Here is a 22,764-nt window from a genome sequence, read left to right on the forward strand (position 1 = left end):
ATCATGGCGACACGACCGATCAGCCCGCAGGATCATGAGCGCATCGCCGCTGCGATCCGCGCCGCCGAAGCGCAAACCGACGGCGAGATCTACTGCGTCGTGGCGCATGCCAGCGATGGCTACTTAGCTCCCGCAGCCTTGATGGCGACCCTCGGCATGCTGGTCGTCAGCCTCGCGGTCGCCTATGGGCTGGAGGCCTGGTGGCTCACCATCCGCCTGCCACATTTCGTCATCGCTCAGTTGCTGGCCATGGCCTGCGTGCTGGCCCTGTTGTGGACGCTGCCCGGCCTGCGCATCCATATGGTGCCGCGTCGGCTGCGCTATCAGGCTGCGCACGCCAATGCGCTCAAGCAGTTCCTCGCCCGCAACGTCCACCGCACCACGGCGCGCACCGGCGTGCTGATCTTCGTCTCGATCGCCGAGCGCTACGCCGAAGTGCTCGCCGATTCGGGCATCGCTGCCAAGGTCGGCCAGCATGTCTGGGACGGCGTGGTGCGCGATCTGACCGCGCATGCCGGCCACGATCGGCTTGCCGACGGTTTCGTCAAGGCGATCGAGGGGGTCGGGGCCGTGCTGGCCGAGCACTTTCCGGTTACTTCGGGCGATACCAACGAGCTCGACGACCATCTGGTCGAAATCTGAAAAGCCCTACCTGCAAACGCTACTCAGCCGGACGCCTGACGCGGCTTTCTGCGCTTCCGATGCCCACGGACCTAAAAGTCCGCTGGGTTTCGATACTCGAAAGCCGCGCCATCCGCCTCGGCTGAGCGCGTTTTCAGGCAGGCTTTGGCCAATGTCGGCAGTGTCATGATCGTCTGTGCGAAAGCGGACCATCGGCCGCCGGGACTCTTGCAATCGGGCGATGCGGGTTTATGGTTAACAAATCATGAATACGCTGACGATCGACATTCGGAAGGCAGACCCGCGCGATGCCGGCGCCATCGCCGAAGTGCACCTCGAGGCTTGGCGCGGCGCGTATAGCGGAATCATTCCGCACCGCACGCTGACATCTATGATCAACCGTCGCGGAAGCGACTGGTGGGCCAACGCCATCCGCCGCGCCGCCACCGTCCTGGTCGTCGAGATCGGCGGCACGATCGCCGGCTACGCGACGATCGGCAAGAACCGCGCCAAGGAACTCAAGCAGCAGGGCGAGATCTACGAATTGTACCTGCGCCCGGAATATCAGGGCATAGGGCTCGGCAGGCGGCTGTTTTCGGCGGCCAGGGCACGTCTCGCCGACCATGGGCTGAAAGGCATGGTGGTGTGGGCGCTGGAAGACAATCAGAACGCACTTGCCTTCTATGCCGGGGCCGGCGGCCGCGACATCGCCGAAGGGGTCGAGATTTTCGAGCAGAAGGCGCTGAAGAAGGTCGCCTTCGTCTGGGAGTGACCGCCTGGGGGTAATCGCGGAACGCGTGGTCCCGGGCTCACGCACATCACGACCTTGAAACATCTTGTGCCGATGATTGAACGGGTCGACCGCCATCGCGTCTCGCCGGACGCCTGTAAGCACCATTCGCCGCATTGCACCATTTTGCGCCGCCCGCTATCTCCTGCCGACCGAGAGAGGGACAAAAGACATGCGCATCGAAGCTATAGCCACCGGAAAGAATCCGCCTGAGGACGTCAATGTCATCATCGAGGTGCCGATCGGCGGCGAGCCGATCAAGTACGAGATGGACAAGGAGGCCGGCACGCTGTTCGTCGACCGCTTCCTGCACACCTCGATGCGCTACCCCGGCAATTACGGTTTCGTGCCGCACACGCTTTCGGGCGACGGCGACCCGATTGACGTGCTGATCTGCAACACGCGCGCCTTGGTGCCGGGCTGCGTGATCAACGTGCGGCCGATCGGTGTGCTGATCATGGAAGACAATGCCGGCCAGGATGAAAAGATCATCGCGGTGCCGTCACCGAAGCTGACACTGCGCTACGAGAACGTCACCGAATACACGCAGCTGCCCGACATCACGCGCCAGCAGGTGCAGCACTTCTTCGAGCACTACAAGGATCTGGAACCCGGCAAATGGGTCAAGATCGAGGGCTGGCATGATTCCAAATACGCCAAGAAGATGATCATGGACGCGATCGACCGGGCGAAGGCGAGCAAGTAGCTCGAGCGCTCAGTTATCGACCCGGCCGAAAGCCGGCACGTCGCCAATCACCACGCGCTTGTCCTTGCCGCAGGCGAAGCCTCTCGCCTTCTCGTCGGCGATCTTGCGCGCCTGGTCGTTGGCGGCGGGGTTGCCGGTGGCCAACACCAGGCCGACGGTGCAGCCGTCCCGGGCGTCCATCTGGGCGACCTTGGCGACGAGCAGCACCTCGGTCTTCTTGGTCTCGTCCTCGCCATTGCTGATCGAGCGGCGGTGGATGACCGCGAACGGCACGGCTTTGTCGCCATTGGTTTCGACGCGCCACTCGACCTTGGCTCCGGACGAATTCAAGGCGGAAAAACTTTCCCAGGTGGACGTCATGTCGCCGCCGGGCGGAAAACCATAGAACAGCGATTCGCGGGCGTCGTCATATCCGACCAGCACGGGATAGCCGCGATAGCCGGAGCAGGCGAGGTCGGCCCAGTCGCCGTCGCCCTGCCCGGCCTGCGCATAGGTCACGCAGTCCTTCTTCCAGTCGAGGTCGGTGTAGGTGCTGGATATGTCGCCGGCCTGTGCCGCCTGGCAAAGGCCGGCGAAGGTGAGCGGGATCAACAGGCTGCGCATGGCGGAGATCTCAGTTGGAGGTCGTCCCAGCGTATCGCCAATCGCTATTTCTTCAAGCTGGCTTCGATCAGCAGGTCGGCGTTGCGGGCAACCGACTGCGCGGGTCCGCCGAGGCCGAACAGTTGGCCGCTGATATAGGCGCCTTCGATAAGCAGCAGCAACCCGTCGCCCAGCGTGTCGGGGTCTTGCGCGCCCATCGCAGCCGCCATGGCGCGCAGGCGGCGGCGCAATTCCTGCTTGTTGGCCTCGCTGACGACGCGAGCCGGATGGCTGTGGTCGGGATATTCGACCGCCGCATTGGTCATGCCGCAGCCGCGATAGTCCGCCACCTGCGTTCGCTTGCCGATGCGGGTCAGGAAAGCCTTGATCTGAGCGCGCGGGTCGCCGGGATTGGCGGCGACGGCCTCGTCGAAACGCTCCCAATATTCACGATCGTATTGCCTGAGGTAGGAAGCGGCCAGCTCGTCCTTGGAGGGAAAGCTGCGATAGAGGCTGGGCTTGGTGACGCCGGCACGCTTGACGATTTCGTCGACGCCGATCGCCCGGATACCGCGCCGGTAGAACAGGTCATAGGCCACGTCGAGGATCTTCTTGGCGGCCTTCGGTGGCGCCGACGCATGACCGTCGCTGATGGTCAGTTCAATATTTTTGTCGCTTGGCATCATGGGACTCGATTGACAATGTTACCGATCGGTACGTATACATGCTCCCATCTTGCAACGTACCGGTCAGTAACATGATAGCTCAATCCCGTCCCTTTGGCCAGCGCTACGCTTTCGTGGTGGTGGGCGTCATCTTCCTCTGCCTGCTGATCGCGGCCGGCCTGCGCTCGGCGCCTTCCGTCATGATGCTGCCGCTCGAAAACAGCTTCGGCTGGCGGCGCGACGTCATTTCGCTGGCCGCGGGCGTCGGCATCCTGCTCTATGGGCTGACCGGTCCGTTCGCCGCGGCGCTCATGGAACGCATCGGGCTGCGCCGCACGCTGCTGGCGTCGCTGGTGGTGATGTCGGCTTCGACCACGCTCAGCCTGCTGATGACCAAGCCATGGCATCTGTTCATCACCTGGGGCGTTTTTTCCGGCATCGGATCCGGCGCTGTCGCCAGCGTCCTTGGCGCCACCATCGTCAACCGCTGGTTCAAGACCAATCGCGGTCTTGTCATGGGGCTGATGTCGGCCTCCAGCGCCACCGGCATGCTGATTTTCCTGCCGCTGATCGCCTCGCTCGCCCAGACAGGCGGCTGGCAGCCTGTCGTCATCGCTGTCGCGATCGCCACCGCGGCGTTGATCCCTCTGGTCTGGTTGCTGGTGCCGGAGCGCCCGGCCTCGATTGGCATGGTGCGTTATGGCGCCGAGGCGGATGATGTGCCGCCGACTTCGCCCGCGTCACAGGGCAATTTCCTGGCGCATACGCTCAGCACGCTGCGCCGCGCCGCTGGCACGCGGGTTTTCTGGTACCTGTTCGCCACCTTCTTCGTCTGTGGCTTCACCACCAACGGGCTGGTCGGCACCCATCTGATCGCCTTCTGCGGCGACATGGGCATCGGCGAGGTGCAGGCCGCCGGCCTGTTGTCGATGATGGGCATTTTCGACCTGATCGGCACCACGCTGTCCGGTTGGCTCACCGACCGCTACGATCCGCGCAAGCTGCTCGGCGTCTACTATGCCATCCGTGGCCTGTCGCTGATCTATTTGCCCTATTCAGGTTTCTCGGCAACCAGCCTGATCATCTTCGCGGTGCTCTATGGCCTCGACTGGATCGCCACCGTGCCGCCGACTTTAAGGCTCGCCAACGAAGCCTTCGGCGACCGCAGCGGGCCGATCGTGTTCGGCTGGATCGTGGCCGGCCATCAGGTGGGTGCCGCCACCGCTGCTGCCTTCGGCGGCACCATGCGCGAACTGCAGGGCAACTACGAACTGGCGTTCCTGATTGCCGGCATGACGGCGATCGCGGCGGCTTGTATTTCGCTCCTGATCAACACCAGCCGGCCGGCCTTCGATCCCGAACCGCAGGCGGCTTGAGGCGCGTCGATAATTCAGGTGAGGCCGGCCTGCAAACGGCGGATTCCTGCGCTTCTCCGTTCTACTGCGTCGCAGTAGAACGGAGCTCACGTACAAAATGTACGCTCCGCTCGGATTCTCGAAAACCATTATTTTCGGCCCGGCCTGACCTGAATCTCAACACACCTCAGCGTGTAAGAACGGGCGCGAACGGTCAGTCGGGGTAGCAGACCATTGGAATGTTGGGCCAGACCGCCGCGTCGCAGTTGGCGCTCGCCTGTCTCTGCTTGAAGGCGGCACTGACCGGCCCGGTCACCACGGGGTCGACGCCGTCGGGCGCGTCGGCAAAGGCCTGTTGCGCGGAAGGCGCATCGGTCGGCAGGGCAGGCCGCGTTTCCTTCAGCGTCGCGGCCGACTGCGCTGCGTTGGCCGCCAGCAGCATCGCAAAGGCGGCGGACGCGATAAGTGGCCAAAATCGATTGAGTCTATCGGTCATCACGTTCGAACTGTCCGGGCCCTGAAAAGGTTCCCGCCTTGGTTAACAAAATCATTTCACACGCAGATGCTTAAGATTTGATGAGTATTTGGTGTCGCGCGTCCCCTTTCGCAACTGCGAAAAACCCTGTATGAGCCGCGCAACCGAAAGAGGCAGCGCCCTTGGCCTGCTGCCTGCAACGCTTCCGAGACCAGAATCATGAACCTCCGTAATATCGCGATCATCGCGCACGTCGACCATGGAAAGACCACCCTGGTCGACCAGCTTTTGAAACAGTCCGGCTCCTTCCGCGACAACCAGCGCGTCGCCGAGCGCGCCATGGATTCCAACGATCTCGAAAAGGAACGCGGCATCACCATCCTGGCCAAGGCGACCTCGGTCGACTGGAAGGAGACGCGCATCAACATCGTCGACACGCCCGGCCACGCCGATTTCGGTGGTGAGGTCGAGCGCATCCTGTCGATGGTGGATTCCGCCATCGTGCTGGTCGACGCCGCCGAAGGGCCGATGCCGCAGACCAAGTTCGTCGTCGGCAAGGCGCTCAAGGTCGGCTTGAGACCGATCGTCGTCATCAACAAGATCGACCGGCCGGACGCGCGCCATGTCGAGGTGGTCAACGAGGTGTTCGACCTGTTCGCCGCGCTCGACGCCACCGACGAGCAGCTCGACTTCCCGATCCTTTATGGTTCGGGCCGCGACGGCTGGGTGTCGGAAAATCCGGAAGGCCCGAAGGACCAGCAGCTTGCGCCGCTGTTCGACCTCGTCATCAAGCATGTGCCGGCGCCGACCGTTCATCCCGGCCCGTTCCGGATGATCGGCACCATCCTGGAAGCAAACCCGTTCCTCGGCCGCATCATCACCGGCCGCATCGAGAGCGGCACGCTGAAGTCTAACCAGGCGGTCAAGGTGCTGCACAATGACGGCACCCAGATCGAGACCGGCCGCATTTCAAAGATTCTCGCTTTCCGCGGCCTTGAGCGTCAGCCGATCGAAGAAGCGCAGGCGGGTGACATCGTCGCCATCGCCGGCCTGTCCAAGGGCACCGTCGCCGACACGTTCTGCGACCTGGCGGTGACCGAGGCGCTGCATGCACAGCCTATCGATCCGCCGACCGTGACCATGTCCTTCCTCGTCAACGACAGCCCGTTGGCCGGCACCGAAGGCGACAAGGTGACCAGTCGCGTCATCCGTGACCGTCTGCTGCGCGAGGCCGAAGGCAATGTCGCGCTGAAAATCGAAGAATCGCCCGACAAGGATTCGTTCTTCGTTTCCGGCCGCGGCGAATTGCAGCTCGCCGTCCTGATCGAGACCATGCGCCGCGAAGGTTTCGAGATCGCCGTCTCGCGTCCGCGCGTCGTCATGCAGAAGGGCGAGAATGGCGAATTGCTGGAGCCGGTCGAGGAAGTCGTCATCGACGTCGACGAGGAGCATGCCGGTGTCGTCGTGCAGAAGATGTCGGAACGCAAGGCCGAAATGGTCGAGCTGCGTCCCTCGGGCGGCAACCGCCAGCGCATCGTCTTCCATGCGCCGACGCGCGGCCTGATCGGCTACCAGTCGGAACTGTTGACCGATACGCGCGGCACCGCCGTGATGAACCGGCTGTTCCATGCCTACGAGCCCTACAAGGGCGAGTTGCCTGGCCGCACCAACGGCGTGCTGATCTCCAACGAACAGGGCGAGTCGGTGGCTTACGCCATGTGGAACCTTGAAGATCGCGGTCCGATGGTCATCGATCCCGGCGTCAAGGTCTATCAGGGCATGATCATCGGTATCCACAGCCGGGACAACGATCTCGAAGTGAACGTGCTGAAGGGCAAGAAGCTGACCAACATCCGCGCCGCCGGCAAGGACGAGGCGGTCAAGCTCACCCCGCCGATCCGCATGACGCTGGAGCGCGCGCTGGCCTGGATCCAGGACGACGAACTGGTCGAGGTGACGCCGAAGACCATTCGCCTACGCAAACTCTATCTCGACCCGAACGAGCGCAAGCGTTTCGAGAAGTCGTCGAAGGCGGTCGGCGCGGCGTAAAGTTTCCCTTTCCGAGAGTTTGAGAGGGCGGAGCACTTGTTCTCCGCCCTCTTTCGTTCATCCACCAGCGGCCGAGATGATGGTCCGCCGGTCGGGCTCGCTGGCGAGATCGATGCGGATTGTCGCTCCCTCTCGGACCGGTTTGCGCAGGGCCTTTGCTCCATCCGGCTCGATGGTCAGCAGCCTCCGCTCGTCCAGCGCCCGAAGGCGCGACCGCGAGATGCCGAGTTCGTTGGCAAGCAGCCGGTCGAGCCTCAACGAAACCGGTATTTCCAGACCAAGCCGAAGATCCAGCACCGTCGCGCCTTGCTTAATCCTGCCGATCACCTGCTTGCGCACGACGGCGTCAGGGAACTCTTCGACGCGTCCCACCTGGTTGCGCAGGGCGACGATGTCGAAGGCATGGCTCCGGACCAGTGCCGGATCATTGCTTTCGAGCGCCGCCAGCAGTGCCGGCGCGATATCGCGCCGGTTGCAGCGCTCGAAAATGCCGAAATTCCAGGAATTGTCGCAGTCGACGCAGCGATAGATCAGCCACACGTCGATGCGCTTGCCGTTGGCGTTGACGCGGAATTTCTCGCTGCAGCGGTAGGCTTTCACGAAGCCACAGCGATTGCAGTTGATCAGGGGTCGTGGTGCGATTTCAGGCGCGATCGTCCAGTGGACGCGCAGGGCGCAAGACATGCCGGTAAGTCCTTCCCGTTGGGAAGTTCATCCGGTCGGCGCTATCGAGATGCCCATGCGGGCGCGGCGTGGCGGGTGGCTGCGGAGATTGTGACATCAGGTGTCGCTGGCGGTAAGCCGAGCGACAGCGGTTCAGCAGTGCCAAACCGGTCTCGAACCGCCGCCCAGAGGAACACATAAAAAAAACAAACAGGCACCGCTGATGCAGCGCCATGCAGGTGTGTCGGGGGAGTTGACGAGACCGGTGGTTACTGGGGCAAAGTGAAGCTCGAAATTGTTTCGCGGCGGCCCTTCTAGCGGCGTGACGCTGGGGCTGCAAGGGGCTCCGCAAGTCACGCCGTAGGGGTCGGCGCCCATGGCCCATATTGTCTTGCCTTTGCCAGAGACGCAGCAGTCGGGTTATTGTGGTTGGTGAAGCCCTGACGCGGAGACCCTCGCCATGCACCTCGCCTCGCTGCTGATTTTCGCCGCCGCCTTGTTCGTGGCCGCCGGTTCGCCTGGCCCATCGATCGCGGCGCTTGTCGCGCGCGTTATCTCGAAGGGGTTTCGCGATGTGTTTCCGTTCCTGCTTGCCATGTGGATCGGCGAAGGCATCTGGCTGTCGCTGGCGGTGTTTGGGCTGGCCGTGGTGGCGCAGACCTTCCATCTCGCTTTCGTCGTCGTGAAATGGGCCGGCGTTCTCTACCTTGCCTATCTCGCCTGGAAAATGTGGACGGCGCCTGTCGACGCCAAGGAGGGCGAGATGCCGCGTGAGGATTCGGCCGGCAAGCTTTTTTTCGCCGGCATGGCCGTCACGCTCGGCAATCCCAAGATCATGATGTTTTACCTGGCGCTGTTGCCGACCATCATCGACCTCGCTTCGGTCAGTCTCGTCGGCTGGGTCGAACTGACGGCGACCATGGCGGTGGTGCTGATCGCCATCGATCTCGCCTGGGTGCTCGCCGCCTCGCAGGCGCGCAAGCTCCTCAGGAGCAAGCGCGCCATGAAGATCGCCAACCGCGTCAGCGCCACGACGATGGCCGGTGCGGCGGCGGCCATCGCGGCGCGGTAAGGCTATTTGGGCAAGACGCCGGCCGCAGGCATGGCGGCCGCCTTTGGCGCCTGCGGTCCGCCGGAATAGAATTTCGAGGCCGGGTTCTCCTGCATGAAATCGTAGGCAACCATGCCGAGCGGCCGCTTTTGCCGTTCCGATGCCGCCTGATGCCAGGGGATCACCTGGCGCAGCGCCTCGAGCGCCGCGGTTGGCGCCTCGCCGAATTTCCGCTGCGGGTTCTGCGCCTTGCGGATTTCCATCCAATAGCTTGCCGTCAACAGGTCTTGCGCCAAGAGATGGAAGGATATGTCGACCGCTTCGCGGGCGCGTTGCGTCTTGATGCGGGTCTGCCCTTCCAGGTCCTCGACGGTGGCGACGATCGCCTGGCCATTCGGCGTCACCGGCGTGCCGAGGTCGGCCAGTTCCTGCCAGAGATCGGTCGGCAAATAGCCATCGAAGGTCGGGATGTCCTTGCGCTCGTCGGGCTTCAGCACATCGATCGGCTTGATCACGGTAAAGAAGGGATTGCGGAAGCGCTCGATGCGCTGCGCCACCGCGACACCGAGATTGGTGAGAGAGATGGTGAAAGCCTCGACCTGATTGGCCATGGGATAGGGATCCCAGTTGGCGTTGGAGAAGATATAGCCGGACTTGCCGCCGCTCAGCGGCCCGCCCTTGATATAATATTTCATGAATTGCGGCGTGCTCAGCTCAGGCGAGCTCTGCGGCGTCAGGCCCGGCAGCACGGCCGGATTGTGATCCGACGAATTGATGGAGAGCAGCACGGATTGGCGCAGATCCGCCCAGGCCTGCCAGGCCGAGCCCTGACGCTGGCTGGAGGCGCGCATGCTTTCCGGATCCTGGATGATGCGGGCCTGATCCTCGTCGAAGAGATAGCTGCCCTTGATCATGTCCATGACCCGCGCGGCATCCCATGTCAGCCATGGGTAAGGCCGCATGGATTGCACGGGTGCGGAAATCGGCGTCACGCTGGAATTCATGCCGTTCAGCCCCATGGCGTAGCTGAGGTCGGTCCACTCCAGCAATTTTCGCGCGTCCTCCAGCAAAAGCACGGCCTGTGCCTGTGCGTAGGCGTTGGTGCTGATCAGCGCGGCCTGGTCGGCGGCGAAAGGCTCGAGAGGCTTCAGACCGGCCTGCGAAAGGGCCTGTGTGGCCGGCATGCGGACGCCATCGAGATAGGCTTCGCCTTCGCCGACCATGGCCGCGCCGATATTGCCCAGCGTCGCGAGGTCGCCTTCGCCGAGCGTGCCGCGCGATTGCACGACCGGCGTCACCCGCTTGTTCAGCATGTCGACCAGCATATGCGTCAGCTGCGGGCTGGCAGCCTCGTAGGACATGGTGTTGGCGCGGGTCGCCATGATGGCGCGTACCAGCGCTTCTTCCTGCAGCTCCGGCCCGTAGCCTCTGTTGACGCCGCCCTTGAAGCGGGCGAGCTGCTGATCCTTGAGCAGCTTACTGTTTTCCGGCGTCGTCGGATCGCCCGAGAAGATCACCGTCTCGCGCTGGTCGCCGGCGCCACGGTTGAACCAGTAGATGGTGACACCTTCGGCAGCACCTTCGAGCAGCAGGCCATAAGCGTCCGCCGAACGTTGCAGCGCCTCGGGGCTGAGCTCGACCTTGGCGCCGTTGCGGGCGATGTCGATGATCTGTTCGACGGTCAGGTCATGGCCAGTCAGCGTTATCGTCTTGGCCGCGGCTGTCTCGAAAATGGGCTGGTAGGCTGTCACCGCCTCGAAGGCGTGGGCGGGTGGAGCGGCAAGCGCCAGCGTCATGGTCAGGGCGCGGAGAAAAATCCTGGGTTTGGCAATTGCATCAAGCATAGGGGGACTCCCATTCACGAAGCGTTGGCCTCGGGCATCAAGTTCACCCCTCGGAAATTTTGTTTCCCGGAAAACTAGCCGGCGGCATTCGCCTGTCAACGCTTGATGCGAAGTAGGACCGATGGTGGAACGCGCGTGGCCCTATCGCGCCATGGCGTGGTATTCGTCGTTCGGCCGCATGTCGATCGCGGCCGCGACACGGTTCGACATGTTGAAGAAGGCCGCGGTCGAGGCGATATCCCAGATGTCGCGATCGCTGAAGCCGGCCTGGCGCAGGGCCGCGCGATCGGCCTCGACGATCCTGGCCGGCTCCTCGGTCAGCTTGACGGCGAATTCGAGCATTGCCGTTTGCTTCGGCGAAAGGTCGGCGGCGCGGAAATTCATCACCATCATCTCACCAAGCAGGGGATCGCCCGAGAGCTGGCGCACCGCCGCGCCATGCGCGGTCAAGCAGTAGTAGCAGTGGTTGATGGAGGAGACGGCGACCGCGATCATCTCGCGTTCCAGCTTCGACAGGCCGGACTCGCCCAGCATCAAATCATTGTACATGTCGGTGAAGGCGCGCAGCTTCTTGTCGTCGAAGGCATAGGCCTTGAGCACGTTGGGGACGAGGCCGAGCTTTTCCTCGCATTTGGCGAAATAGGCTTTTGTCGGCTCGCTCAGCTCTCCGGCGGCCAGGTCTAGCGCGGTGATTTTGCCGGTCATCGTGTCATTTCTCCTCGTCATGCGAAGCCTTGCCGCCGAATTCCGAGAATTCTTGGCAAGCCGTCAAACCTTTGTCGCCAAACAGTGGTCATCTGCTACCATAGTCGTAAAAGCATGCGACGGGAGGGAAGAAGCGTCATGGCCAGCGTAAAATCCGCAGCTAAGTCGAAGAAGAAGGCACCTGCGGCAAAGGCCGATGACAGACCGGCCAGGCTCGCCGATTACCTGCTCGCCCGCGCGCCGGCGGAGGATATCGCCGCCTATGACGTGGCCGACCTCGAGCGTGCCGCCGATCTCGCCGGCCAGGCGGTCGCCGCCCACAAAAAGGGTGAGTGCGTCGTCGCCGTCGACGCCGATTCGGGCGTGGTTCGCGAAGGCCGTCCGGTGACCGTCATCACGGTGGTCAACGACAACATGCCATTCCTGTTCGATTCCATCCTCGGCGAGGTTACAGAAACCGCCGGCGAACCGACCCTGGTCACCCATCCGGTGATTACGGTCCGCCATGGCAAGACGGGTGTCGACGAAATCCTCGGCGATGGCAATTTCGCCAGGGATGACGGCAGCCACGACCGGCTCAGCGTGATCCATGTCCATATTCCCCGGCTGACGCCCGAACAAGCAAATGGCCTGGCCGAGCGGCTGCGCAAGATGCTCGGCCAGGTCCATGCCGCCGTCAACGACTGGCGGCCGATGCTGGCCCGGCTCGATCAGGCCATCTCCGAATTCCGCTATTCGGCGGTGCCGCTCGACAAAAAGAGCGTCGCCGAGGCGATCGCCTTCCTGGAGTGGCTGCGCGACGACAATTTCACTTTCCTTGGCATGCGTGAATTCAAATACACCGGCGGCGAGGAAAGCGGCAATCTGGAGCGGGCAGAAAAACCCGGCCTCGGCATCCTGACCGACCCGGACGTGCTGGTGCTGAGACGCGGCACCGAGGCGGTGACGACGACGCCGGAAATCCGCGCTTTCCTGCACGGACCGGAGCCGCTGATCGTCACCAAGGCCAATGCCAAGTCGCTGGTGCACCGGCGCATCTATCTCGATTACATCGGCGTCAAGACCTACAGCGCCAAAGGTGCGTTGGCGGGCGAACTGCGCATCGTCGGCCTGTTCACCTCGACCGCATACACGCGCTCGGTGATGAAGATCCCGTATCTCAGGTCCAAGGCCGAAACCATCATCGCCAAGTCGGGGTTCGACCGCCACGACCACTCCGGCAAGGCGCTGATCAACGTGCTGGAAAGCTATCCGCGCGACGAGCTGTTCCAGGTTCCGGTGCCGATCCTGCGCAAGCATGCCGCTGCCATTCTGGGCCTGGTCGAGCGGCCCCGCGTGCGGGCGCTGGTGCGCGTCGACCAGTTCGACCGTTTCGTCTCGATCCTCGTCTTCGTGCCTCGCGACCGCTACGACAGCGTCGTGCGCGAGAAGATCGGCACCTATCTGAAAACCGCGTTCGAGGGCCGGCTGTCGGCCTATTACCCGGCTTTCCCGGAAGGCGGGCTGGCGCGCGTGCACTTCATCATCGGCCGCTCCGGCGGCAAGACGCCGAAGGTCGAGCAGGCGACGATAGAGGCGGCGATCCGCGACATCGTGCGCACCTGGGAAGATGCGCTTGCCGATGCGGCCGAAGCCAGCGGCAGCGACCCGGCGTTGAAAGCCATCGCCGCGCGGCTGCCAGAGAGCTACCGGGATACGTTCAGCGCTGGCGTGGCGCTGGCCGATGCCGGACGAATCGCCAAGATCAGCGCCGGCAATCCGATCGCCATCGATTATTACCGCCATGCCGAGCAGAAGCCGCACCAGGCGGCGCTGAAGATCTATCACCATGGCAGCCCGGTGGCACTGTCGCGGCGCGTTCCGGTGCTGGAGAACATCGGCTTCCGCGTCATCAGCGAGCGGACTTTCGAAGTCGGCGACGACCAGTCGGGCTTGGTCTTCATCCACGACATGGAACTGGAGAACAGCTACGGCAAGCCGATCGACCTCGCCGACGGCGGCGCGCTGTTCGAGGACGCCTTCCTGTCGGTGTGGCGGGGCGACGTCGACAATGACGGCTATAACGGCCTCGCCCAGACCGCCGGCCTGTGGTCGGGCGAGATCACCATCCTGCGTGCCTATGGCCGTTACCTGCAGCAGGTCGGCATCCCGCAGAGCCAGGATTTCATCGCCGCCGCACTCAACCGCTATCCCGAGATCGCGCGCGGCCTGCACGCGCTGTTCATCGCCCGGCTCGGCCCGACGGCCGAAACCGAAGGCGTGGTGGCGGCAAAGCACCTCAAGGCCAAGATCAAGGATGCGCTGGAGGATGTGCCTAACATTGACGACGACACCATCATCCGCCGCTACCTCAATTTGATCGAAGCCTCGCTGCGCACCAATCATTTCGTTGCCGATACGAAAGAGAAAGGCCAGTCGCTGGCGATCAAGCTCGAGTCGCAGGCGGTCGAGGGATTGCCGGCGCCGCGGCCATGGCGCGAAATTTTCGTCTACGGCTCGGAGGTCGAAGGCCTGCACCTGCGCTTCGGCCCGGTTGCGCGTGGCGGCTTGCGCTGGTCCGACCGCGCCCAGGACTATCGCACCGAGGTGCTCGGCCTGGTCAAGGCGCAACAGGTCAAGAACGCCGTCATCGTGCCGGTCGGCGCCAAGGGTGGCTTCTATCCCAAGAAACTGCCGATGAGCGCCGGACGCGACGCGATCTTCGAGGCCGGCACATCGGCTTACAAGAACTTCGTTTCCAGCCTGCTCTCGATCACGGACAATATCGGCCTGGACGGCGTCATTCCACCGGCAGGTGTCGTGCGCCGCGACCAGGACGATCCTTATTTCGTCGTCGCCGCCGACAAGGGCACGGCAACCTTCTCCGACACCGCCAACGCCATCTCCGAAAAGCACGGCTTCTGGCTCGACGATGCCTTCGCCAGCGGCGGTTCGGCCGGCTACGACCACAAGAAGATGGGCATCACCGCCAAGGGCGCCTGGGAAGCGGTCAAGCGGCATTTCCGCGAGATGAACCGCGACATCCAGACCTCGCCCTTCTCTGTCGTGGGCGTCGGCGACATGTCGGGCGACGTGTTCGGCAATGGCATGCTGTTGTCGCCGAAAACGCGGCTGATCGCCGCTTTCGACCATCGCGACATCTTCATCGATCCCGATCCCGACATGGCGGCCTCGATGGCAGAGCGCGAGCGCATGTTCGCGCTGCCGCGTTCGAGTTGGCAGGACTATGACAAGACCAAGCTGTCGGATGGCGGCGTCATCGTTTCGCGCAGCCAGAAATCGATCACCTTGCCGGCTGCCGCGGCGGCGGCGATCGGACTTGCCAAGACGACCGCCACGCCGGTCGAGATCATGACCGCCATCCTCAAGGCGCCGGTCGACCTCTTGTGGTTCGGCGGCATCGGCACGTATCTCAGGGCATCGACCGAGACCAATGCCGAGGTCGGCGACCGTGCCAACGATGCCATCCGCATCACGGCGCTCGAGGTGCGCGCCAAGGTGATCGGCGAGGGTGCCAACCTGGGTGTGACGCAGCGGGCGCGCATCGAGTTCGGCATGAATGGCGGCCGCTGCAACTCCGACGCGATCGACAATTCGGGCGGCGTCAACTGCTCCGACGTCGAGGTCAACATCAAGATCGCGCTGGCGTCGGCAATGCGCAAGGGATCGCTGACGCGGCCGGCGCGCAACAAGCTGCTGGCCGAGATGACCGACGAGGTCGGCGGGCTGGTGCTGTCCAACAACTACCAGCAGACGCTGGCGCTTTCGATCGCCCGCAAGCGCGGCCTCGCCGACATCGCGCATCAGAGCCGCTTCATGACGGCGCTGGAGGCACGCGGCCTGCTCGATCGTGTCGTGGAAACACTGCCGTCGCCGTCAGCCCTTGCCGAGCGCGAGGCGCGCGGCGAGCCGTTGACCCGGGCCGAGCTCGGCGTGCTGCTCGCCTATGCCAAGATCGTGCTGTTTTCCGACATCGTCGCCAGCGACGTGCCTGACGATGCGCATTTCGACCGCGACCTGATGGGCTATTTCCCGGACCGGATGGCGAAGAAATACGCTTCCGAGATCCACGGCCACCGGCTGCGCCGCGAGATCATCGCGCGCGTCGTCGCCAACGATCTGGTCAATCGCGGCGGGCCGTCCTTCGTCAACCGGCTTCAGGAGGCGACGGGGCGCACCGCAGCAGATGTAGTGCGCACCTTCGCCGTGGTGCGCGATGGCTTTGCGCTGCCCGCGCTCTATCGCGAGATCGACGCGCTCGACAACCAGATCGACGGCCAGGTGCAACTCGATCTCTATCAGATGGTGAGCCGGCTTATCTACATGAGCAGCGGCTGGTATCTGAAGAACGATGCCGGCACGGCACCGCTCGGCCAGCGCATCGCCGAACTGCAGGATGCGCGCAAGGCGCTGGAGCCCAAGCTCGTTTCGCTGCTGCCGGCTTTTTCGCGCGAGCGGATCGAGGAGAAGCGGCACGGGCTGTTCAAGGCGGGCGCACCGGAAAAGCTGGCCGAGCAGCTGGCGATGAGCGAGGCGGCGGAACTCATCCCCGACGTCGCGCTGACGGCCCGCATCGCCGGCGCCGATATCGTCGCGGCGGCCAAGGCGTTCTTCGCCGTCAGCGATGCCTTCCGCATCCCGCGCGTCGAGGATGCCGCGCGCTCGATCACGCCATCGGACTATTATGACCAGCTCGCTCTGTCCCGCGCCACCGACACGATCGGCGCGGCGCGGCGCGGTATCGCTATCGCCGCGCTTACCGGCCATGCCGAGGCGGCCGATCCGGTGGCGGCCTGGCTCGAAGCTGGTGGCGAGCGGGTGGCGCGCATCCGCGAACGGCTGCAGGCGTTGACGGAGGGCGGCGACATCACCGTGTCGCGGCTGTCGGTTGCGTCGGGGCTGATGAGCGATCTGACGGGCATGTGAGCCAGCGGTTGTCCGTTTGCATGATCATTCGAAACATGCAGACATGGCGCCCGAAATGGGCGGAGCGGACGCCGGGGGAATCACTATGGCGGTAGAGACAGTGCAGCGGGCATCCGGGCGCGGCATCTGGGGTTGGATGTTCTTCGACTGGGCGGCGCAGCCGTTCTTCACGGTCGTCACCACCTTCATCTTCGGCCCCTATTTCGTTTCGCGCATGGCGGGCGATCCAACCACTGGCCAGGCCGTCTGGGGTTATGGCATCGCCGCGGCCGGGCTGGTCATCGCGGTGCTATCGCCGATCCTCGGATCGATCGCCGACCAGACCGGGCCGCGCAAGCCGTGGATCGCGTTTTTCGCGGCGATCAAGATCACCAGTCTCACCTTGCTCTGGTTCGCCGCGCCGGGTTCCAACCTGTTCCTGGTCGTGGCGCTGTTCTCGCTGGCGTCGGTGGCGGCGGAGTTCTCCACTGTCTTCAACGATTCCATGATGCCGCGGCTGGTGCCAAAGAGCGAGATCGGCCGCATCTCCAACATGGCCTGGGGCCTCGGTTATCTCGGCGGCATGATCGCACTGATCTTCGTCGTCACCTGCCTAGCCGGCTCGCCGGAGACCGGCAAGACGATCATCGGCATCACCCCGCTGTTCGGGCTCGATCCGCAACTGGGCGAGGATGCTCGCGCCACCGGGCCGCTGTCGGCGGGCTGGTATTTCCTGTTCATCCTGCCGATGTTTTTCTTTACGCCCGACGCCATCAAGGGCATCCCGATCGGGCCGGCGGTGCGCGAAGGCCTGTCGGAGCTGAAATCGACACTGGCCGAGGTGCGCAAGCGCGGCGGCATCTTCCGCTTTCTCGTCGCCCGCATGATCTATCAGGATGGCGTCAATGCCTTGCTGGCGCTGGGCGGCACCTTCGCGGCGGGCATGTTCCACTGGTCGATCACCGAGATCGGGATGTTCGGCATCATCCTCAATATCGTCGCCATCTTCGGCTGCTGGGTCGCCGCCCGCCTGGACACCGCGCTGGGCTCCAAGGCGGTGGTGATGATTTCGCTGGTCATGCTGTCCATCGCCACTATCGGCGTGGTCTCGACCGGCCCTGGGTTCACGCTGCTCGGCCTGATCCAGCTTTCGACCGCCGATTCAGGCGGCCTGTTCGGTACGGCGGCCGAAAAGGCCTACATCATTTACGGCCTGCTGATCGGCCTGGCCTTCGGGCCGGTGCAGGCCTCGTCGCGCTCCTACATGGCGCGCAGCGTGACCGCAGCCGAATCCGGTCGCTATTTCGGCATCTATGCGCTGGCCGGTCGGGCGACCAGTTTCCTGGCGCCGTTCATGGTGGCGACGATTACCGCAACCAGCGGCTCGGCCCGGCTTGGCATGGCGGCGATTATTTTGTTCCTGGCCATTGGCATGGCGATCCTGGTTCGCACACCGTATCCGGCGGATCGGCCGGAGTAGATGCTTCGATAATTCACCCCACTGGCCGCCGAGCGGCAGGTTAGTGCCTGAAATGCCTAATGCCTGTGAACACCATGGCAATGCCATGTTCGTCGGCGGCGGCGATGACATCGTCGTCGCGCATCGAACCGCCCGGCTGGATCACGGCGGTGGCACCGGCTTCGATGGCCGACAGCAGGCCGTCGGCGAAGGGGAAGAAGGCATCCGACGCGACCACCGAGCCCTTGGTCAACGGCTCGGCCATGCCTGCCGCCTCCGCCGCGTCGATCGCCTTTCGCGCGGCGATGCGCGAGGAATCGACCCGGCTCATCTGGCCGGCGCCGATGCCGACCGTGGCGCCGTCCTTGGCGTAGACGATGGCGTTCGACTTGACGTGCTTGGCGACGCGGAAGGCGAATTTGAGATCGGCCATTTCACTAGGCGTCGGCGCGCGCTTCGTCACCACCTTCAGTTCGAGGTCGTCGACCACGGCATTGTCGCGGCCTTGGACCAGCAGGCCGCCTGAAACCGACTTGACCGTCGTGCCGGCCGTGCGCGGGTCCGGCAGGCCGCTGGTGACCAGCAGGCGCAAATTCTTCTTGGCAGCTATGATTGCAGCAGCCTCGTCGGTCGCGTCGGGCGCGATGATCACCTCGGTGAAGGTTTTCACGATTTCCTCGGCCGCCTCGGCGTCAAGGGTGCGGTTCAAGGCGACGATGCCGCCGAAGGCCGAGACCGGGTCGCAGGCGAGCGCCTTGGCGTAGGCCGCTTTCAGCGATGTGCCTTCGGCTACGCCGCACGGATTGGCGTGCTTGATGATGGCGACGGCGGCCGAGCGATTGGGATCGAATTCGCCGGCCAGTTCGAAGGCGGCGTCGGTGTCGTTGATGTTGTTGTAGGATAGCTGCTTGCCCTGCAACTGCCGCGCCGTGGCGACGCCCGGCCGTTTGTCGCCATTGACGTAGAAGCCGGCGCCCTGGTGCGGGTTCTCGCCGTAGCGCATCACCTCGGCCAGCCTGCCGCCGAAAGCGCGCCAGGTTGGATGCTCGATTTCCAGCGCCTCGGCGAACCAGCCCGAGATCGCCGCATCGTAGGTAGCGGTGCGGGCGAAGGCCTTCGCCGCCAGCTTCTTGCGGAAATCCAACGACAGAGAGCCGATGTTCATCTCCAGCGCGTTGAGCACCGCGGCGTAGTCGCCGGGGTCGGTGACGATGGCGACATAGGCGTGGTTCTTGGCCGAGGCGCGGATCATCGCCGGGCCGCCAATGTCGATGTTCTCGACGATCGCCGCGTAGTCGGCGCCGGAGCGGCGGACTTCCTCGAACGGGTAAAGATTGGAGACGACGAGATCGATCGGCTCGATGCCGTATTTGCGCATCGCCAATGCGTGCTCGGGGTCGTCGCGCACGCCAAGCAGCGCGCCATGCACGGACGGGTGCAGCGTCTTGACGCGGCCATCCATGATCTCGGGGAAGCCGGTGAGCTCGGAGACGTCGCGCACCGCCATGCCGGCCTCGGCGATCGCTTTTGCCGTGCCGCCGGTGGAGACCAGCTCGACGCCGGCCGCGGCCAGTGCCCTGGCAAAGTCGATCAAGCCCGTCTTGTCGAAGACGGAGAGCAGCGCACGGCGGACCGGAACGAGGTCCGGGGCGGGAATGTTTTTGGCAGGAACGGCCATGGCTGGCGGCCTTTCATGTCTGGAGGAGCGTGCCCGCGCCGTAGCACATGAGGCTCGGAAATCAAGCGTTGGCTTTTCGCGGCATGCCATTGCCGCCGCAAGCTCAATTGTTTTCGGAATAACCGGCGATCTTTGTGCGGGTCAGCTGCCAGTGGACGTCGGCAATTTCGGACGCCTTGAAGGCGAGCACGATCTGGCGGCTGCGGCGCGGACCGCCAAGACCGGCGAAATAGATCGATTCCTCAACTTCGGGCACCACTTCGCTGGAGGTGAACACCCAGGTATCGGCCTGATCGCCGGTCAGGACCAGCCGCTCCTGCTCGTCCTGCAGCAGATTGATGTCGGGGTGGATGTGAAAGCGCACCGTGATGAAATCGCGGCCATTGTTGCGGATCGCTGTGCTGCCCGGCCGCTGGAACCGGTCCCGGCCCACCAGCACATTGCCGTCCGAGGAGAGTTTCAGCTCGCGCTCATGCAGGAAGCCGAAACGCTGGAGATAGCCGTCATGACGGGCGATGAAGCCGTGGACGCCCTTCTGGTCGATGCGCTTGCACTGCACTTGCTGCGGGCCGCCGATCAACGGTGAACCCAACTGGTCGTTTACCCGCAGCGCGTGGGTGAAACGCGCCGAAGACGTGTCGTTGATGGTGGCCGTCGAATGCGCGGCGGTGGCGCGGGCCAGCGGCCGGAACTCGGCGGCGCCGTAGGTGTCGATGCCGGCATTGACGATGTAGTGCTGGCGGCCCGACGACAGTTCAAAGGCAAGGCAGCCGGCATGCGCTGCATTGGACACGTCGACCGGTGGCGGCAGGCCGGTATCGGCTATGACGGTGGTGCCGCCCATCGCCAGCCGCTCATAGCCCGAATGCGGCGCATGCAGCAGCGGTGCGCCGGCGGTGTCGTCATGGCGCAGGATGGTGGCGATGCGGTCATGGATGGTGGCGCCCATGCCGTTGAACCGGGCGAGGCTGCCGTCCTGGTGGCGGAAGAAACGCAATGCCGGCAGCATGCGGTCGATGGCACCGATCAGCGCCTGCGGCGGCGCTTCGGCCTGGTTGGCATAGGTCTGGCGCAGCGGCAGGAGGTCGGCGAGGATTTCCAGCACCGCCATTGGATTGCGCGAGATGTGACCGCCGTCGGCAAGGATCTGGCGATTGAGTTCCCCCGCGAGGTTGCGGGTGGCGCCGCGCAGCGCCGAAGCCGGCGCCGGCAGGGACAGCGCCGCGAAGGCCAGCGCGATGCGGGCGCGCAGCCGGTCCTTGCCGTCGGGCATTTCGCGCGCCATCGACCTGAGATAGCGGATCTGCATGGCCAGCGATTTCAGGAAAGCGCGGTAGAAGGGGAACTCGGCACCCTGCAGCACGATGGAGGAGTGCTGCAGCCAGGCAATGATGCGTTTGGCGGTCGTGCCTGGCTCCCAGGCAACGCCCGAAATATGATTGCCATGCATGGCGATCCAGTCCGAAACCAGGGCACGGGCGTTGGCGGCGGCAAGCTCGGTGCCGGCGGCGCGCATATGGCGCAGCCAGCGGAAGCCATGCAGCGTTTTCTGCCAACCGTGATTGGGGACATTGATCTGGAAAGGGGATTTGCCGCCGGTCTCGACCAGGTGGCCGGACAGGGGATAACGGCCGTAGTAGATCTCGAGCGCGATCTGCGGATCGGCGAGGCGCAGGTCCGGCGGTGCGATCAGGACACGTTCGGGCGTGCGGCCCGAATAGCGCCAGCGATAGATCGGCCCGGCGCGCAGGCGCCGGCGCGTCTTGCGCCAGAACTCCTTCGCGACCAGCGTCCACAGACGCGTCGTGTTGCCGGCAGCAAGTGCCAAAACCCCTCCTGATCGTCCTCTATCCCAAGCACAAGCTTATATGATTCAAGAACTTATGCGAAGGCGGATTTCGCCTCGGTAAGGCGCGCAACGGGGCCGTGGCCGGGTCGCCCTAAAAAAAGTCACGTCTTTTCCGGGCCATACAGCCGGTTTTCCTGCGACTTATGTCCTCTTGCGGCGGCGGCCAAACGCGCTGGGCCAGCAGTTTTCGTGGTCCAGAAAGGGCCGCGGGACGCGGAGGGCATCGCCGATACCGACCCTCGTCGCGACCGTTCGATCGAATCGGTCGCCGCCAGCAATTGCCTGGCCAACAGGATGCGCGGCTGAAACGGCATGAGCAAATGGAGGTCGGTTTCCTATCCATAGGAGCGCTCCGAATGATAAGGTATTCTCCGGCCAAGGTCGAACCGATCCAGGTGATTGAAATGTCGGTATCAACGGATGAGCAGGCATTTCCGGACACCCCGCCGGTTGCCCTCACAGCTGACGGCAAGCTGCTGTCGACAATGCCGAACAGGCTCGGATACCTTTCCGCGACCGACCCGTCCGTCGGCATTGAAGCCATCCGGCATCTTTATGCGACCCAAGGCTATGTCTGGCTGAAGGGCCTTTTGCCCCGCAGGGAAGTGATCGATTTTCGTGGCTGGGTGCTTTCCCATCTTGCCGAGAGCGGGCTTTTGGAACCCGGGACGGATCCCTCGCTCGGCATCGCTTCGGATCGTGCCATCGACCGTCAGCTCGCCGAGCGCCGGCTGATGTCGGTGGTCCGGTCAACCGGCTATGAAGGCTTTTGCGCGCAGCCGCGCCTGTCGCGCTTGATGGACGCTTTCGTGGGCGGCCTATCCTATCTGCACAAACGCAAGATCATGCGCTTCACCTTGCCTGGAACGGCCACCGCGACGCCGGCGCATTACGATCTCGTCTATCTGCGCGGAGGCACCGACCGGGTGGTGACGACCTGGATACCGATCGGCGACACGACCATCGACATGGGCGGCCTGGTCTACCTGGAGGGATCACACGCCGTCGGCGCCGCCCTGGAGAGACAGTTCAACAAGGACAATTCCGCTCTCAGTCCGCAGGAGCGCATCAGTGCCTATAATCGCAACATGAGTGAGGGCGGCTGGGTGTCGAAGGACCTGCCCGATATGGCGGAGCGGTTCGACACGCGCTGGCTGATGGCGGATTTCGAAGCGGGCGACATCGTCCTTCACTCGCCCTACATGATCCATGCCTCGACGACCAACCAGAGCCTCGATGGGCTGATCCGGCTGTCGACGGATATCCGCTACCAGAATGTCGACGACGAAATCGATGCCCGCTGGGGCAATCATTGGAGCCTTGATGACATGCTTTAGAGCGTTCAGCGTTCGATGGAATCGCCGCCC

General features: G+C 63.9%; 17 protein-coding genes. 9 read left to right on the plus strand and 8 right to left on the minus strand.

The features are described from left to right. The first annotated feature begins 3 nt into the window (after positions 1 to 3). The 3 genes from FJW04_RS03660 to ppa all read left to right on the plus strand — a co-directional run bounded on the left by FJW04_RS03660 (position 4) and on the right by ppa (position 2,117). On the plus strand, positions 4 to 642 hold the full coding sequence (locus FJW04_RS03660) for a TPM domain-containing protein (RefSeq protein ID WP_140712369.1): 639 nt from the start codon (positions 4 to 6) through the stop codon (positions 640 to 642). Between the two features lie 244 nt (positions 643 to 886). Next, complete coding sequence (locus FJW04_RS03665) at positions 887 to 1,393, plus strand: GNAT family N-acetyltransferase (protein ID WP_015315131.1); 507 nt, start codon at positions 887 to 889, stop codon at positions 1,391 to 1,393. A 190-nt stretch (positions 1,394 to 1,583) separates the two neighbouring features. Then, the gene (gene ppa, locus FJW04_RS03670) at positions 1,584 to 2,117 is read left to right on the plus strand and encodes an inorganic diphosphatase (protein ID WP_140616548.1); all 534 of its coding nucleotides are present in this window, start codon (positions 1,584 to 1,586) and stop codon (positions 2,115 to 2,117) included. A gap of 9 nt (positions 2,118 to 2,126) precedes the next feature. Here the strand turns inward: ppa and FJW04_RS03675 are convergent, their stop codons facing one another. Both FJW04_RS03675 and FJW04_RS03680 read right to left on the minus strand, forming a co-directional pair. Then, complete coding sequence (locus FJW04_RS03675) at positions 2,127 to 2,720, minus strand: hypothetical protein (RefSeq protein ID WP_140712371.1); 594 nt, start codon at positions 2,718 to 2,720, stop codon at positions 2,127 to 2,129. Between the two features lie 44 nt (positions 2,721 to 2,764). Then, the gene (locus FJW04_RS03680; protein WP_140712373.1) at positions 2,765 to 3,382 is read right to left on the minus strand and encodes a TetR/AcrR family transcriptional regulator; all 618 of its coding nucleotides are present in this window, start codon (positions 3,380 to 3,382) and stop codon (positions 2,765 to 2,767) included. Between the two features lie 74 nt (positions 3,383 to 3,456). On the opposite strand from FJW04_RS03680, the gene FJW04_RS03685 reads away from it, so the two are divergent. Then, positions 3,457 to 4,740 (plus strand): MFS transporter, encoded by a 1,284-nt coding sequence (locus FJW04_RS03685; RefSeq protein WP_181172862.1) that lies wholly within the window; start codon positions 3,457 to 3,459, stop codon positions 4,738 to 4,740. A gap of 193 nt (positions 4,741 to 4,933) precedes the next feature. On the opposite strand, the gene FJW04_RS03690 is transcribed toward FJW04_RS03685, so the two are convergent. Next, positions 4,934 to 5,215 (minus strand): hypothetical protein, encoded by a 282-nt coding sequence (locus FJW04_RS03690; RefSeq protein WP_140712377.1) that lies wholly within the window; start codon positions 5,213 to 5,215, stop codon positions 4,934 to 4,936. A gap of 198 nt (positions 5,216 to 5,413) precedes the next feature. On the opposite strand from FJW04_RS03690, the gene typA reads away from it, so the two are divergent. After that, entirely contained in the window at positions 5,414 to 7,243 is a 1,830-nt protein-coding gene (typA, locus tag FJW04_RS03695) for a translational GTPase TypA (RefSeq protein ID WP_140712379.1), read from the plus strand. 57 nt (positions 7,244 to 7,300) lie between these two features. Here typA and FJW04_RS03700 read toward each other — a convergent pair whose 3' ends face one another. Then, positions 7,301 to 7,927 carry a DUF1062 domain-containing protein gene (locus tag FJW04_RS03700; protein ID WP_140662512.1) on the minus strand — a complete coding sequence of 209 codons (627 nt, stop codon included), beginning with the start codon at positions 7,925 to 7,927 and terminating at the stop codon, positions 7,301 to 7,303. Positions 7,928 to 8,366: 439 nt separating this feature from the next. Between FJW04_RS03700 and FJW04_RS03705 the strand changes: the two genes are divergently transcribed. Beyond that, positions 8,367 to 8,978 carry a LysE family translocator gene (locus FJW04_RS03705; protein ID WP_140712381.1) on the plus strand — a complete coding sequence of 204 codons (612 nt, stop codon included), beginning with the start codon at positions 8,367 to 8,369 and terminating at the stop codon, positions 8,976 to 8,978. Positions 8,979 to 8,980: 2 nt separating this feature from the next. Here FJW04_RS03705 and FJW04_RS03710 read toward each other — a convergent pair whose 3' ends face one another. Beyond that, the gene (locus FJW04_RS03710; protein WP_140712383.1) at positions 8,981 to 10,801 is read right to left on the minus strand and encodes an aromatic amino acid ammonia-lyase; all 1,821 of its coding nucleotides are present in this window, start codon (positions 10,799 to 10,801) and stop codon (positions 8,981 to 8,983) included. A gap of 141 nt (positions 10,802 to 10,942) precedes the next feature. Beyond that, positions 10,943 to 11,506 carry a peroxidase-related enzyme gene (locus FJW04_RS03715; protein WP_015315140.1) on the minus strand — a complete coding sequence of 188 codons (564 nt, stop codon included), beginning with the start codon at positions 11,504 to 11,506 and terminating at the stop codon, positions 10,943 to 10,945. Between the two features lie 138 nt (positions 11,507 to 11,644). Here FJW04_RS03715 and FJW04_RS03720 point away from each other — a divergent pair, with 138 nt between their 5' ends. Together FJW04_RS03720 and FJW04_RS03725 are read left to right on the plus strand one after the other, a co-directional pair. Next, the gene (locus tag FJW04_RS03720; RefSeq protein WP_140712385.1) at positions 11,645 to 16,432 is read left to right on the plus strand and encodes an NAD-glutamate dehydrogenase; all 4,788 of its coding nucleotides are present in this window, start codon (positions 11,645 to 11,647) and stop codon (positions 16,430 to 16,432) included. Between the two features lie 85 nt (positions 16,433 to 16,517). Then, positions 16,518 to 17,891 (plus strand): MFS transporter, encoded by a 1,374-nt coding sequence (locus FJW04_RS03725; protein WP_140712387.1) that lies wholly within the window; start codon positions 16,518 to 16,520, stop codon positions 17,889 to 17,891. A 40-nt stretch (positions 17,892 to 17,931) separates the two neighbouring features. Here FJW04_RS03725 and purH read toward each other — a convergent pair whose 3' ends face one another. Next, a complete protein-coding gene (gene purH, locus FJW04_RS03730) occupies positions 17,932 to 19,548 on the minus strand; it encodes a bifunctional phosphoribosylaminoimidazolecarboxamide formyltransferase/IMP cyclohydrolase (protein WP_140616559.1) in 1,617 nt (538 codons plus the stop codon). Between the two features lie 103 nt (positions 19,549 to 19,651). Beyond that, the gene (locus tag FJW04_RS03735) at positions 19,652 to 21,376 is read right to left on the minus strand and encodes a heparinase II/III family protein (RefSeq protein ID WP_140712389.1); all 1,725 of its coding nucleotides are present in this window, start codon (positions 21,374 to 21,376) and stop codon (positions 19,652 to 19,654) included. Between the two features lie 425 nt (positions 21,377 to 21,801). Here FJW04_RS03735 and FJW04_RS03740 point away from each other — a divergent pair, with 425 nt between their 5' ends. After that, entirely contained in the window at positions 21,802 to 22,734 is a 933-nt protein-coding gene (locus tag FJW04_RS03740; RefSeq protein WP_140712505.1) for a phytanoyl-CoA dioxygenase family protein, read from the plus strand. Positions 22,735 to 22,764 lie beyond the last annotated feature (30 nt).

Origin of the sequence: Mesorhizobium sp. B2-7-3 (assembly GCF_006440715.1) — a bacterium.
In the GTDB taxonomy this organism is placed as follows: domain Bacteria; phylum Pseudomonadota; class Alphaproteobacteria; order Rhizobiales; family Rhizobiaceae; genus Mesorhizobium; species Mesorhizobium australicum.

Bases quoted from the DNA above. Each gene is read 5' to 3' on its own strand.
- purH (WP_140616559.1), bottom strand. From the start codon at position 19,548: ATGGCCGTTCCTGCCAAAAACATTCCCGCCCCGGACCTCGTTCCGGTC.
- FJW04_RS03690 (WP_140712377.1), bottom strand. From the start codon at position 5,215: ATGACCGATAGACTCAATCGATTTTGGCCACTTATCGCGTCCGCCGCC.
- FJW04_RS03700 (WP_140662512.1), bottom strand. From the start codon at position 7,927: ATGTCTTGCGCCCTGCGCGTCCACTGGACGATCGCGCCTGAAATCGCA.
- FJW04_RS03685 (WP_181172862.1), top strand. From the start codon at position 3,457: ATGATAGCTCAATCCCGTCCCTTTGGCCAGCGCTACGCTTTCGTGGTG.
- FJW04_RS03720 (WP_140712385.1), top strand. From the start codon at position 11,645: ATGGCCAGCGTAAAATCCGCAGCTAAGTCGAAGAAGAAGGCACCTGCG.
- FJW04_RS03680 (WP_140712373.1), bottom strand. From the start codon at position 3,382: ATGCCAAGCGACAAAAATATTGAACTGACCATCAGCGACGGTCATGCG.
- FJW04_RS03660 (WP_140712369.1), top strand. From the start codon at position 4: ATGGCGACACGACCGATCAGCCCGCAGGATCATGAGCGCATCGCCGCT.
- FJW04_RS03725 (WP_140712387.1), top strand. From the start codon at position 16,518: ATGGCGGTAGAGACAGTGCAGCGGGCATCCGGGCGCGGCATCTGGGGT.
- FJW04_RS03705 (WP_140712381.1), top strand. From the start codon at position 8,367: ATGCACCTCGCCTCGCTGCTGATTTTCGCCGCCGCCTTGTTCGTGGCC.
- FJW04_RS03710 (WP_140712383.1), bottom strand. From the start codon at position 10,801: ATGCTTGATGCAATTGCCAAACCCAGGATTTTTCTCCGCGCCCTGACC.
- ppa (WP_140616548.1), top strand. From the start codon at position 1,584: ATGCGCATCGAAGCTATAGCCACCGGAAAGAATCCGCCTGAGGACGTC.
- FJW04_RS03665 (WP_015315131.1), top strand. From the start codon at position 887: ATGAATACGCTGACGATCGACATTCGGAAGGCAGACCCGCGCGATGCC.
- FJW04_RS03715 (WP_015315140.1), bottom strand. From the start codon at position 11,506: ATGACCGGCAAAATCACCGCGCTAGACCTGGCCGCCGGAGAGCTGAGC.
- FJW04_RS03740 (WP_140712505.1), top strand. From the start codon at position 21,802: ATGTCGGTATCAACGGATGAGCAGGCATTTCCGGACACCCCGCCGGTT.
- FJW04_RS03675 (WP_140712371.1), bottom strand. From the start codon at position 2,720: ATGCGCAGCCTGTTGATCCCGCTCACCTTCGCCGGCCTTTGCCAGGCG.
- typA (WP_140712379.1), top strand. From the start codon at position 5,414: ATGAACCTCCGTAATATCGCGATCATCGCGCACGTCGACCATGGAAAG.